Raw genomic sequence first — 13,542 nt, forward strand, 5'->3', positions numbered from 1 at the left:
TTAATAATAGTGCTATCACAACCGTCCCCCTCAGTGCAGGGAAAACAATATTAAAACTTCAGATATTCTTTTGCTGATTCCGTCATGGTGGTGATTGTCGACGTCAACAACTTAATAAGGGAATCGTAAAGAGAGTTGGCCGAACTGTACTTCGTCGTCACCGTCTGACAAGTTGTTTTAATATTTTCCGCTTGTGCATTAAATCCGGTTAGCCAGGCTTGGTATTTTGCTGGGTTCATCGTAATCGTGCTTTGTGTAGTCAGGTTAAACAAATCACTTACCATTTGTTGTACAGGGCTAAGATCCACTGTAACAACATATCCACTGCTCCCATCTTCAAATTCAACCAGTACAACACAATCATCATTAAGGCCTAATGCGGCGGCCCATTTTTTGGCCTCTTCTTCTGTGACCGTTGTGCTAACAATAGACTCGGATTGTTCAGGGTAGATGACAAACTCAGAATTACACTTTATCGATCGAGTTTGTTGGATAGTAGACAACGTCTCCAATAACTCTATCAATTTAGTGACTTCAAGCTTGATATTATCACCGGATGCTGACGTAAACTCAGCAAGTTTGGCCTGAATTGCAGTAAATTCCCGCCAGTACTGCGTCTGTTTTTCCACTGCATTTTCAAAATTACTTAAATACTCTTCGTTTACGGTATCCATGAGATCTCGGATCTTGTCGCAAATATCCCTATCGGCAATCGAATGAGTTCCGCTGGTAGAGCTACTAAGAGTGGCCATGAGTAAACTGTCTGTTGATGCTGTTGACATCAGCGCTCCTTCAGTCAGTTCGAGCGCAGCTAAACCTTTCTCATTGAGTTCAAGTATTTTCACGCTCTGAAATTCATTAAGAAAACGATTGAATAACAACTTTCGTGAAGAAAAATTATCTAAAGAAGGATGGTTGCATCCCTGACTGAGGGTATCACGCATTTTTTGTAGCGTTGTCCCTAGCCCTCCTAAACTCTCATTATGGACATTTATCCTTTCAGGTTTGGTGGCTGAGTTAGCAGCCGTTGTCGCAAGGTTAACATCGTGTTTATTTCTGGATTCATTTACAAAAACCGGACTATCAGAAATAACTTTAGTGACTACCATATTTTTAGCCTTTTATAGAAAGCCCTGCATTTTACATAATGACAGGGCTATATTATAAATAATGCATAAATTAGATCTTGCAACCCATGATTGCAGCATCACGCGCCTGCTTAATATCATCAACCATGACCTGGATCAGTCTAAGCATAAACTCTTTCAACTCTTTGACTTTTTCCGTCTCCTGTCCGGTATTTTCTTTGATAGACTGTGCGATACTACTACTTTGTTCTGCTATTTTTTGTTCTGCGGCCGCTATGTGAGTGTAATTACCGGAAACGCCTTGTGCCATATTGTTTAATGACTGCCCGGTAGATTGGAGCATCTGACCGGCGCTTATACTTTGCTGGGCGGTGCCAGGTCCTTTAAAGGACACAAAGCTACCAATAGACCCTGCGGTAAATGAGGTTGCCCCACCAACAATAGCCCCAGTCATCTGGGTCACACCTTGTTCCCTAATACTATCAGCGACACTGCTGACCAACGCCCGAGAGATGAGCGTAAAATCTGAACTAAATTTAGCTAATGCGATATTACCATCCTTAACAGCATTCATGATGATCAATAGCATTTCCAAAACATCGGGGGAAAGATTTTCCAGATTATCGAGAATACTCGACAAGTCTGCTTTCAATTTGACAGTCTCTTCTACAGACAGTCCATGTGTGGGTGAACGGAGTGGAACCCCTGCAGCCAATCCATTAGTTGCACTCTTTAGCGGAAGATTACTCCCTGCAGTAGCCTCACACAGAGGTAGTGAGGTGATATTTTTTTTCCCTCGAATATTTTCACTATTTGTAAGACCTTGAGTAGAGCCATTTGTGGCATTTGTGGCGTTTGTATTATTTGTTGCATTTGTATTGTTAATTAACATATAACCCCCTTTAAACAGTACCTAATCGTTCAATGTTATGAAAGCCAACTTGTAAAGCCTGGGCTCGCTCAGTAAGCACTGAACACATTGCTTGATTTAATTCTCGCGAATACTCACTTGCTGCCTGAGACTGTTTTGCCAGATCTTTACGAATATTACTCAGATGCTTGATATCACCTTCATCTATTCCCAAGTCAGCTAACGCATCTGCAGCTTCTTTTTCATTAACACCCGCAAGAATATTTAACGTTGGTGATACAACTGTATTCAGCGCTGCGGTAATCGCCTGAACGAGTTGCGCGAGGTGGATAATTTTACTCATTGTGGTGGCAGCTTTACTTGCGGACTCGACAGTTGCTTGAACGACCTGAGTCGTTGCTTTTACTGCGGCTGTTGTTGCAGCATTCACGGAAGTCTGTGCGACCTGAGCGGCAGCGCTTGCCGCCCTAGACGCCGCCTGCGACATCCCGACACCAACAACAATTGAAGGGAGGATAAGAATAACTGTCGTCAAAATGGCCGAGGTAATTAAAGTACAATATTCTTCGGCTTTTTTTATATCCTCCTCACTGGCTCCTGATTCTTCTGCGATATATGCAACTAGAGCAGCAAGCGTGTATTTAACAATATAACTGATGCCTTTATTAATTTGATCTGACAACCAACTCATTGGGGAAAAATCAATGGTAAACTGTAAAGCGATATCTGTGGCCACAAATGCCGCAGAAGTTATTGCCAAAGCAAGCCCTATCCCTCCGGCAAGACTCATACCGCCCGATGGAATAGCCGCTATAACACTGACAATGGCGAGAATAGCACCGGCAATCGCTGCAAAAATAGAGAGCCCTTTACGGAGCTTTGCGGCTGCCAGCTGTTTTTCTTCTATTTCGTTGGAGGTTTCCTTCAACTCATTTAATCTGGCATCATTGACCGCTTTCATGAGTTTAGATTGTGACTTTATAGACTCAGCATTATTCTCACCGACAGTTTGCAACATCGCAGCAATCAGTTCGATAAAACGCCCAAGGATGTTTTTCTTGGCTTCCGGCGAAGCAATAAACTGTGATGGGTAGTTTTTTTCAGTTTCTTTTACATCGTTATATGCCTTATTGGCATTATCCGATGCTGTAGCACATGTCGATAGCGCTAACTTATAAGTATCTTCAGCCTGTGTAAGTTTCCCTGATGTTTTCTTTTCATTTACTTCAGCTTGTCGTTTTAGTAACAACGTCTCCTGATATTCACTATCCTCAGGAGTCAATTGACTCAGTTTATCTGTGAGTTCTTGGAGTAATTTTTCAGCGGTTTGGTGCTGTTCCTTTGCCTCAGCAAGTTTATCGGATGCCGTATCGAGTTTTTCAACAGCATCGGCTAAATCATCAATAGCAGCCTCAAGCGCATCCGACAGACCCGTATAGGTCGCTTTCATTGCAGTGTAACTGACGATCAACGCCGCCAAATTATTCTTAGCATCAACTTCCGACACATCTGAAGCAACCTGCGTCATTTGCCCTAAAAGCAATGTCAATTTAGCCTGACTGGTTAATTGTTCTTTTCCAGCCGTTGAGGGCTTGGCCAATGTCGGTTGGCCTTCAGTAAGGCTTCTAATAACCTCACTGCCTTTTAGCAGCATCTCGACATCAGCCTGGATGGCATGAGGACTATCTGTTGCATTAATACTGTTAGGCAACAGTGCAGCGTTGACATTGGTATTTACGTACAAATTAGCTTTGGCCGGTGAAATAAAGTCTCCACTCATGGCGGTTTCTCCTGTGCGGAAAATCGGTTATCACTTCAGTGATCAGGAATCCTTAATTCCCGAACCAGAAGCAGTTACAGTCATTTCCCCCAGTTCTCCAATCAGCAAATCTACCGCCGCGGAGCCAGACAATTGCTGCGTTATACTAGAGGAAATTTTGCGTAATAGTGGCTGAGTGCCTGATAGAGCGGAGGTGGACGTCCTTCCTTTCAGCAATACGTCAGCGTCTGCTCTGACAATGTCAGATGAATGTTTTGTCTCAACTGTTTTTTGTAAAATAACATCCATTTGTTGAACCTTTACTCCGGAAATAGTGGTATCATTCATGATATGTCCTCCCCTACGGTTGAAGAGGGTTTACTTAATAAAGCTAAATAGGTTGTGGCTTTATTGATAAGTTCATCATCTTTACTGTTTAATATCACTGACTCGAAACAGTCTTTTGCTATCTCAATATTTTGCAAACAAAGTTGGCATTGCCCCATCAAATAGACAGGGGAATAATCAAATTTCGGATCAACGGTAAAACTTAGACCATACAAGTCATATGCCCGCTGATATTGTTTTTTAAGGTGACAAACCGCTGCATATCCTTTTAAATAATCGGGATTTTGGAAATCATAAATACAGAGAAACTTGAAAAACAACTCAGCATCATCAAGTCGCCCCTTTTCATAAAAATCATAAGCATATGCGTAAATACCTTCCAGGGTATTTTTGGAAACACCTTGAATTTCTGCCATGCTCGCCCCAAGCGATAAAGCAGATTGCATCTGTTCGGCTAATTCATTGGTGTTCTCGATCGTAGTATCTACTGAACTCATCAGCTACCTCCTGGTACACTGGTTGAAAGTGACCCGCTTAAAGCATCCACTCATAATCGAATATTACCCTTTCAATATGTGTACAGTTAAAAGCAAGTACATAAAAAAAACTATCAAGTATCGCTCATAAAAAAAGATGGCCATTTCACTCATTATTCTGAGTGTGAGGACGATGCCTCATGGGATTCACCACCTTCTTCTGATGTGTTGAAATCATCATGATTTTCAGTACTCCCGGCTCGGTCAACATCTTCAAGCCACATTAATAAACGCAGAACCGCATCAATCTCCTCAAGACAGACATAATCATACCGACGGTGTGTGCTGTATATGCGCCGGGCTAGTTTGATATCCCTTATCACAGGTACACCAATTTCTTCAGCATAAGCTCTGACCGCAAGTGCTACCTGATTATTTTCTCTTACCGCTATTAATGGAATAGGAGATAAATTAGGTTTGAAGAATATCCCTATCGCGATATGTGTAGGATTGGCAATAATAAGCCGTGAATTACTAATGTCAGATTTTAGTTGCTCAGACAAAATTTCTCTGTGCAATTCTTTCCTACGAAATTTAAGCTCAGGATCACCCTCCTGTTCTTTAAATTCTCTTTTCACTTCTTCTTTATCCATTTTCATATCCTTCATAAAAAGAAAATACTCAGCAATGTAATCAAAGATAAGAACGATGATTAGACTTCCCAAACAATACAAAACAAGCAATAACAGCAATTGCCCCCAAGTTTGTAGCAACAAAGAAATATCCCCGTCCAAGCCAATAAAAAATAATTTTTTATTACCATTCCAAAACACATAACTGGCAGCGGTAAAAAAAGCCAAATAAAGAAGTGTTTTAACAAAGTCTTTTAACGTACGCAGACTGAATATTTTTTTGAAGCCATTAACAGGATTAAGAGCATCAAAATTAATTTTGATGGCTTTAGATGCAAATTCCAATTGACTCTGCATCCATGAAACAAAAGCAGTAGCAATCACACATAGCAGAATAAAAGGTATCAATGACATAAACCCGGCAATGACGATACTTTTCACATACACTTCTGTTCTAATTTTAAATTGATGATTAAAAACATCTTTCAGTAAATCAATGAGCTGATTAACGTCAAAGAAATAAACCAGATAACAGACCCCACATAGCATGACACAGGTGACCACTATGTCACGACTCTTCATAATCTGCCCTTTTTCGGCAGAATCTTTTAGACGTTTATGTGTCGGTTTTTCAGTTTTACTCCCCATACGTTAATTTACTCCGTAAAATAGCTTTGCAATAAGTTTATGGGTATTGTAAATGACATTACTTTTTCAGATAATACTGGTGAAAAGTAGATCAAAAGGATCAAAAATGCCAAACCACTTTTAATAGTTAGAGAGATAGAAAAAGCATTAAGTTGAGAAGCAAACCTGGACAACAATCCGAGTAATACCTCCGCACCAAGCATCACAGCAATAACAGGGCTGGCAAGAATAATTCCCTGAGTCATCATAAAACTTAAAAAACCGGTCATTTGATATAATTTCGGGCTAATATCACTAAAGGGTTCGCATAATTGATAACTACGATAAACGGCCTCTAGCATCAGTTTCATTCCGCCATTACTCAAATAAACAACGGCTGCAAATAAACTAAAGAATTTCGCTAACTCTGAAGTATCAACACCGGTTGCCGGATCAAGTGTGCTACTCAAAGTCGCGCCGCGTTGGTTATCGATAAAACTGCCTATGATATGAAATATCCAGAATGGCGATGCCAATAGACAGCCAAGCAGTACACCAATAAGAACTTCCCGCGAGACTATAAATAATAATTGATGCGTTGCAACGAGACTGAAATCCATAGAATAAAAGGGTGAAAGTCCTATAGCAACAAGCGCAATCACAGGCATCCTTACGACTCCCGGAATATTTCCGCCACTGAGAAATGGCACAAGGAAAAATATCGGTGCTATTCGGCAATACCCTAGCGATGCAGAAGCAACAATATTATGAATAAAATAGAATAATTCATTTTCCATTTTAGCCCTTAGCCATCGCTAAACGTACCACTTCATAACCAAATGCCAGTATTTTCTCGCCATACCAACCACTCATCAAAAATAAACACAAACTGACGGAAATAAGTTTTATGCCAAATGGCAGGGTCTGTTCCTGAAGTTGTGTTACGGTCTGAAAAAGTCCAACAAGTAAACCTATAATTGTCGCAACAGCAATGGGTCCTGCTGAAAGAACAAGAACCAGATAAAGGGCTTTATTACCCACAAAAACGACATCGTTCATAACTCCTCCCGAGACTATCCGCCGGTAGTAAGCTCAACATATTGTAAAATTAACCCTTTAGACAATAAGGTCCAACCATCCATTGCAACAAATAAAATCAGTTTAATCGGCGTTGATATTGTAATCGGGCTCATCATCATCATACCCAGAGTCAGTAAAATACTTGATATCACCAGATCCACAACGACAAATGGCATATAGATATAAAATCCTATTTTAAATGCGCTCTTGATTTCACTGAGTGCATATGCCGGTAACAGCGAAAGTATAGAAATATCACTGTTGTCACCTTTGTAACTTTCAGAATACTCACTAATAGATCTATTTTTTTGTATGTTTTCAAAAAAATCTGTTAGCTCAGGATCAGCATATTTTATTAAGTAATTTCGATACCCATCCAGGCCAGTATTTACAAAATTCACAATGGATGAAACGTCAGTAAATGAGACATGATCCTCCTGACTTTGTGTATAGATATCCTGAGCTACTGGCATCATAACAAACAGTGACAGTAATAGTGCCACGCCATTGAGTGTCACGTTAGAGGGTACTTGCTGTAAGCCCAGAGCATTTCGTACAATAACAAATACAATAGAAAACTTCACAAAACAGGTACCTGCCGCAATAATAAACGGTAGTAAGGTAAAGAAAGACAGTACCGCAATTAATGAAATGCTATTTGTCATGTTGGCTCTCCTGTAGCCAGGTCGTTATTTCCACACCTAGCCGTCCATCAAATTGCAGTAGCTCCCCGCGACCGATTAATACACCATTAACCCGTATTTCAATCTCGTGTTCGATATCTTGTGGTAAAGGATAAATTTTATTTTTTGACAACTCCTGAATATCATTCAATTTTAAGATACGGCGATATATGACGAATTCCAGTTGAACAGGAAGCTGGTTCATGTCATAAATTGGCTCAACATCTGTCTCAACCTCAATTTCTACCTCAGTTTCAGTTTCGGTCTCGAGTTGTTCTGGTTGTTCTGGTTGTTCTGTCATAGTAAATTCATCACTCCATTCATAATGGAAAAGGTTACGATTAAAGCAACGGACTTGAGTACTGATATTCTTGATAATTAAAATATCGCCACATTCAATACGTTTAAAAAGATGAAAACGTATTTTTGTACTGCCCAGTATAAATTGTACCGGCCATCCGATATCCTGGAAACAGGAAAAATCAATGTGATCTGTTTCAGGCTGAAAATTTAACTCATCCAGCCAGACAGATACCTCTCTTGTTCTAACCTGTAGCATGAGTTTATTATTCAAAGTGCTATTTTGTATGACTTCACTTATTACCAACTTTTCGAAACTGATCTCAGGGATAGCGATGGAAAAAGGGCGTTCAGTCAAGGACAACCAATTTAATATCAGCCGCTCTGTCTTTTCCGTCAGCGCCATTCCTGCTAGTTTTGGTGACGCAAGCGCGATCAGTTCGTAAAGACGTATCCAGCCACTCCATTTTTTTTCACTATCAGTAACCTTTACCCATTTTCCTTTGAAATCCGGGTAACCAAGCGAGACAACCTCCTCGCTCTTTTTCCACTGTTTAGCTGCGAGGGTCAGGTTATGTTCGCGCATATCAACTACCTTTAAGCGCAACATTATTAATCATCCTCTTCATCATTTGTTTCATGCCGAGAATGGTTTCTGCCTTGTGAATTTTGATCTAACTGCCATTTACTTGCATCATTATTATCTTGAAGTGCATGGGTTAACCGATCCTCCACAAGTTCATCAGAGGGTTTCAGCGTCATAGCACCTTCTGAATGTTCACTAATAATGACTGAATGGTTTTCACCCCATTGTTGAAAGCGATAGATCAACGTCCCTGGATTCCCGTCTTGACCATCAGTTATATTGCCAGTATTTATATGCTGTTGATTTTCCGGCAATGTCGCACTTGTATCTACTGAGTTCCTTAATCCTAATAGCTGTTCTGGTGTTTGTTTGATTAAGGGGATTATAGATTGCAAAATATTTTGAACTTCAGACTCTATATCCTCACCTAACGCAGTAGTATCACTACCAACTTCAAACTTTGTGTCTTTAGCTAACGCAGTAATATCGCTACCAACTTCAGATCCAATGTCCTTACCTAACGCAGCAATATCGTTAGCGGCTTCAAACACAATTTCCTTGTTTAACGGCGCAATATTATTACTGATATTGAACGCATCACCTTTTATACTTTGGGAAAGGATTTTATCCTGTGCCTGACGATTATCTACTGCACTACTTGTGATTTTTGTATCTGCTCTCGCCGTTGCCCAGGATCTTTGCGCTTCTTGCGTCATCACATGAAGACTATTTTCAGCACGCAGACTCTGCTGATTGATTTTCGTATTTATTTCACTACCGAGATAATTTCTGTACCCAATTGTTCCCGTTGTGGATGGCACTTCCACAGTTTGTAGAGGCAGCATTATTTGCTGTGCAGTCAGTTCAATTTGTTCAATATTGCGAGTCTTTTTTTTCTTATTTTTCAGCAGCTTTTCTTCAATTATTGATGAGATTGAACGGGTGCTGTCAGTCGCAATATTTTGTTGACCGATCTTAATATCTGCAATTTTGTCCATTGTATTTTTCCTCCTGCTCAACTTCTTCTTGCTGTAGCTCCACCTTATTCTTTTGGTGCAACAGCTTGGATTTTAGGCGCTCATATTTTTCTTCTTTAAGCCACCAAATTTTACGTTTTTCAAGCTGATACTTACGTTCGATGTCCAGTGCTGCTCTTTTGTCATCTAATTCTGAATACTCTAAATCGACAATGTTCATTTGTTGTTGAATAACAGATATTTTTCTGAGTAATTCATAAATTTTGCTCCGGGTAATAATGGCACCGTTCAGCGCTTTCATATTAAGAAGTTCTTCAAGAACCTTGAGCTTTTTCTGTAACTCTTCCTGCTTTTGTCTAAGTTCTTCATCTTCTTTATTTATCTTCATCAATTCAGCTTCACACGCCGTTTTAATAAGAGTGGTTCGGTGAATGAGTCGTTTAACATTAGTTAACAATATTCATCATTCCTTGCAGCGTTTCTGGGAATGTTGAAGTAGAGTCAACAGATTGACATAACCATTTCATCAATTGAGAACGTACGTTCATGGCACGATCGTTCTCCTTATTTTGTCCTGCTTTATACTCACCAAGGTCAATGAATAACTGGAGCTCATTTAGAGTCGTTAATATTTTCCTAATATCTGTCGCCATGTTTCGGTGGTTTTTTTCTGTAACTTGCCCGAAGACGCGGCTAACACTTTTAAGCACTTCAATCGCGGGATAGTGTCCCTGCCCGGCCAGTTTTCTACTGAGATAGATATGCCCATCCAGAATTGAGCGAATTTCATCACCTAGAGGATCAGATTCATCTTCTCCTTCCAGCAGCACAGTATAAAATGCAGTGATGCTGCCGTTGACCGTCACCCCTGGACGCTCTAATAGTCGGGGAAGACTGTCAAACACCGAAGCCGGATAACCTCGCCTGGCGGGAGGTTCGCCTGCAGCAAGTTTCATGTCACGCAACGCACGGGCATATCGTGTTGCTGAATCGATATATAGAACAACGCGTTTCCCTTGATCACGGAAGAATTCTGCCACGGTCGTCGCCAGTAATGCCGCATTGCAGCGGTCAACTGCCGAAAAATCTGAGGTTGCATATATAAGGACACAATGTCCGGCTTTAGACGATTTTCTGAGTGACTCAGCGCATTCAGTGACTTCACGGCCACGCTCACCAATCAAACCAATAACAAAAACATCTGCACTGGTGTGCTCTATCAGCATGTGCATCAACACGGTTTTACCGCATCCTGCAGAGGAGAAAATTCCAATTCGTTGTCCAATACCACATGTCAACATGCCATCAATAACACGAATACCCGTCACCAGTGGTTCACTGATCACCGCTCGCTGTAAATAAGACGGAGGCGGTGTGTCTATCAGTCGGTCCTGTTCTGAAACATTATTCGGTTCAGATGTTAATCGTTCAATAACCTGGCCTGATGCATCAAGAACAGCACCAAGGAAAGAATTTTTGACTTTTAACGTCAGCAGGCGCCCTGTCGGTTTAATAATGGCTTTACTGCTTAACCCAATAGAACTGCCAATCAAGTTGAGCAACACATAGCTGCCGCGAAATCCAACGACCTGCGCCCTGGCCACTGGCTCAGAGTCGTGCCAGCTCTCAAATACTTCACATACTTCCCCGATTGAGACACCGGCGAGTGCGGTCTCAATTAAATGACCAGTGATGCTATTTGGATAGCCAAAGCTCTTTATTAAACGAAGCTGATTCATATGCCCTCGCTAATATCAATTTGACTAAAAGTCATATTGTTTTAAGTACGTTAAGGGAGACCGTTTCTGTGAGCTCACCATAGGAAAGCACTTCGAGATCACGGAAACTTGTCTCAAGAAATTTTTTAATAAAACGTCGTATATCAACAGATGTCAGCAACACTATTTCTTTTATCGGCATATTTAACCCATCGAGAGCGACTTTAAAGAGATCTATAATCGACTCAGCCTCCGCCGGTTCGAGGTTCAGGAATGTACCTGCCGCGGTCGGTCTTATACCATTTCGGATTTTTTCTTCTAATATCGGAGAAACAACGACAGCACGTATTTCTCCTGCATGGGCGAATTTGTGACAAATATATCTCGCCAGCGCTCCTCGAACGTGTTCAACCAAGATAATGATATCCTTTTCGCGCGGTGCCCATAATGCAAGGGATTCCATAACAAGCCGCATGTTACGTACAGATATTCGTTCCTGAATAAGACGTTGTAATACTTCCGCTATCCTTTGGATGGTAATATATCTCAGCACTTCCTTAAGAAGGTCAGGGTATTTCATTTCCATTTGGTCAAGGATATATTTCGTTTCTTGAATGCCAAAATATTCACTAATATTATGAGCCAGATACACCGATAGACATTTATATAGTTCGTCGTGGGCACTTCTTGTTTCATATCCTACCGATGATAATTTTGTAGCATCTTCTGGCGTTACCCAATAATATTGTTCATCATTCTTTGCAGTAATAATTGGTTTGATATCAAGAGATGATAACATATCTTCAGAATAATTAATTATTCGCATGAGATCAAAGTGTATAGTGAACTGATCAGCACGCACTTCGTTAAGCAAAAGAACAATGTCATTATCTTTAAGGTCTTCACCTTCACGAATGATTACTCCTGGTAATCGAATACCATACTCAACAAAAAACTGGCTTCGTATTCTTTCTGATAATTGTGAATGTGACAATTTTACAACTTGACTATGAGATACCAGCAATACCAAAGGGATAGTTTCAGTCATAACCGAGTCAAGTTTGTTAATGATTCCTAGTGCGTTACTGTCCTCGGCATAATCAAATTCATCAGCTATATTAGAACTAGTTGAATCAGCAATTCCCTTTTTCTGATTTTTCCGCCAAAAATTGAAGTAAAAATAAGCCAATAACCCGCAGGCTAACAAAGCAAATACAATAAAAGGAAAGCCCGGTAAAAATCCTAACCCCAGCGCTAATACCGCGGTCACGACGATGGCAAATGAATTCCTCAGTAGCTGTGATATTATGCTTTTACCCATATTATCACTGTCACCATTCACACGGGTCACAATGAAACCGGCACTAATCGCGATCAACAATGCAGGTATTTGTGATACCAAGCCATCACCGACAGTCAGTATGGTGTAAACCGATAATGCTGTTGAAAAATCCATGCCATGCTGGCCAACGCCAACCGATAACCCTCCAATGATGTTGACAAAGATGATGATAATATTAGCAATAGCATCACCTTTAATAAATTTCATTGCCCCATCAAAAGATCCGTAGAGTTGGCTTTCTCGTTCAAGAACACTACGCTTATCTTTGGCCATTTCCGCATCAATCATTCCGGCACGAAGATCGGCATCGATACTCATTTGTTTACCGGGCATACCATCCAGAGAGAAGCGTGCCGCCACTTCGGCAACTCGCTCCGCACCCTTAGTAATCACGATAAACTGAACAATGGTCACGATAGAAAAAACGACGAAACCGACAGCAAGACTATCCCCTATAACAAACTGACCGAAACTGGTAATAATTTCACCCGCATCGGCTTCAAGTAAAATTAACCGGCTAGTACTTATTGATAATGCAACACGAAATAGGGTCGTTATCAATAGAATGGACGGAAATGATGAAAAGCTCAGTATGCGATCAATATAAAAAGATCCCATAAATACCAATATGGCCAGCACCATATTAAGTCCGATCAAAAAATCAACCAGATATGTAGGCAGTGGAATGACTAGCATTGAGATAATCATCACCATCAAAAGCAAAATGATTAGCTCGGGATGATTACGCGCATTTTTTAGTATTTGATTTAGCACTTTTGATCACCATAGATTGGGGCTTCATTCACTTTACCCATATTTTTAATACAGTTTAAAGTTCTCATTTATATAACTTTTACCAAGAACGACACGCAGATACTCAAGGATATCTTGTAACGCCTGTTCTTCGGAAAAAAGTGTCATCGGCAGTTTTTGAAACCCTCGATAAAGAGTCAGAAGCAGCGTCGATGTTTCTTTTCTGGTCGCTTGTTTTAATGTCTTTTGTAGAATATCGGCAAGTTCTATATCAATCGACTCTGGTTTTTTTAAAATTGATA

15 protein-coding genes are annotated in these 13,542 nt (G+C 40.5%); all 15 read right to left on the minus strand.

Annotation, left to right across the window (positions count from 1 at the left end; all coding sequences use genetic code 11):
* Positions 1–50: 50 nt before the first annotated feature.
* Positions 51–1,109 carry an IpaD/SipD/SspD family type III secretion system needle tip protein gene (locus tag A6J66_001240; protein ID PNM27308.1) on the minus strand — a complete coding sequence of 353 codons (1,059 nt, stop codon included), beginning with the start codon at positions 1,107–1,109 and terminating at the stop codon, positions 51–53.
* 70 nt (positions 1,110–1,179) lie between these two features.
* Entirely contained in the window at positions 1,180–1,980 is an 801-nt protein-coding gene (locus tag A6J66_001245) for a hypothetical protein (protein PNM27309.1), read from the minus strand.
* A 10-nt stretch (positions 1,981–1,990) separates the two neighbouring features.
* Positions 1,991–3,739: a hypothetical protein gene (locus tag A6J66_001250; GenBank protein ID PNM27310.1), complete on the minus strand. Its 1,749-nt coding sequence runs from the start codon at positions 3,737–3,739 to the stop codon at positions 1,991–1,993.
* Between the two features lie 42 nt (positions 3,740–3,781).
* On the minus strand, positions 3,782–4,066 hold the full coding sequence (locus A6J66_001255; GenBank protein ID PNM27311.1) for a hypothetical protein: 285 nt from the start codon (positions 4,064–4,066) through the stop codon (positions 3,782–3,784).
* The gene (locus tag A6J66_001260) at positions 4,063–4,563 is read right to left on the minus strand and encodes a CesD/SycD/LcrH family type III secretion system chaperone (GenBank protein ID PNM27312.1); all 501 of its coding nucleotides are present in this window, start codon (positions 4,561–4,563) and stop codon (positions 4,063–4,065) included. The genes A6J66_001255 and A6J66_001260 overlap by 4 nt, the downstream gene beginning before the upstream one ends.
* 152 nt (positions 4,564–4,715) lie before the next feature.
* Positions 4,716–5,822, minus strand: a complete 1,107-nt coding sequence (locus A6J66_001265) for an EscU/YscU/HrcU family type III secretion system export apparatus switch protein (GenBank protein ID PNM27313.1) — start codon at positions 5,820–5,822, stop codon at positions 4,716–4,718.
* An 8-nt stretch (positions 5,823–5,830) separates the two neighbouring features.
* Positions 5,831–6,598, minus strand: a complete 768-nt coding sequence (locus A6J66_001270) for a SpaR/YscT/HrcT type III secretion system export apparatus protein (GenBank protein PNM27314.1) — start codon at positions 6,596–6,598, stop codon at positions 5,831–5,833.
* A 1-nt stretch (position 6,599) separates the two neighbouring features.
* Complete coding sequence (locus A6J66_001275; GenBank protein PNM27315.1) at positions 6,600–6,860, minus strand: EscS/YscS/HrcS family type III secretion system export apparatus protein; 261 nt, start codon at positions 6,858–6,860, stop codon at positions 6,600–6,602.
* 14 nt (positions 6,861–6,874) lie between these two features.
* A complete protein-coding gene (locus A6J66_001280; GenBank protein PNM27316.1) occupies positions 6,875–7,546 on the minus strand; it encodes an EscR/YscR/HrcR family type III secretion system export apparatus protein in 672 nt (223 codons plus the stop codon).
* A complete protein-coding gene (locus A6J66_001285) occupies positions 7,536–8,474 on the minus strand; it encodes a YscQ/HrcQ family type III secretion apparatus protein (GenBank protein PNM27317.1) in 939 nt (312 codons plus the stop codon). The genes A6J66_001280 and A6J66_001285 overlap by 11 nt, the downstream gene beginning before the upstream one ends.
* 2 nt (positions 8,475–8,476) lie before the next feature.
* Positions 8,477–9,166: a hypothetical protein gene (locus A6J66_001290; protein PNM27332.1), complete on the minus strand. Its 690-nt coding sequence runs from the start codon at positions 9,164–9,166 to the stop codon at positions 8,477–8,479.
* Positions 9,167–9,425: 259 nt separating this feature from the next.
* Positions 9,426–9,887: a type III secretion protein gene (locus A6J66_001295; protein PNM27318.1), complete on the minus strand. Its 462-nt coding sequence runs from the start codon at positions 9,885–9,887 to the stop codon at positions 9,426–9,428.
* A complete protein-coding gene (locus A6J66_001300) occupies positions 9,874–11,166 on the minus strand; it encodes a FliI/YscN family ATPase (protein ID PNM27319.1) in 1,293 nt (430 codons plus the stop codon). The genes A6J66_001295 and A6J66_001300 overlap by 14 nt, the downstream gene beginning before the upstream one ends.
* 31 nt (positions 11,167–11,197) lie before the next feature.
* A complete protein-coding gene (locus tag A6J66_001305) occupies positions 11,198–13,261 on the minus strand; it encodes an EscV/YscV/HrcV family type III secretion system export apparatus protein (protein ID PNM27320.1) in 2,064 nt (687 codons plus the stop codon).
* A gap of 45 nt (positions 13,262–13,306) precedes the next feature.
* Positions 13,307–13,542 (minus strand): hypothetical protein (locus A6J66_001310; protein PNM27321.1); only part of this gene is annotated, 236 nt, incomplete at its 5' end.

Origin of the sequence: Yersinia enterocolitica (assembly GCA_002082245.2) — a bacterium.
Lineage (GTDB): Bacteria > Pseudomonadota > Gammaproteobacteria > Enterobacterales > Enterobacteriaceae > Yersinia > Yersinia enterocolitica_E.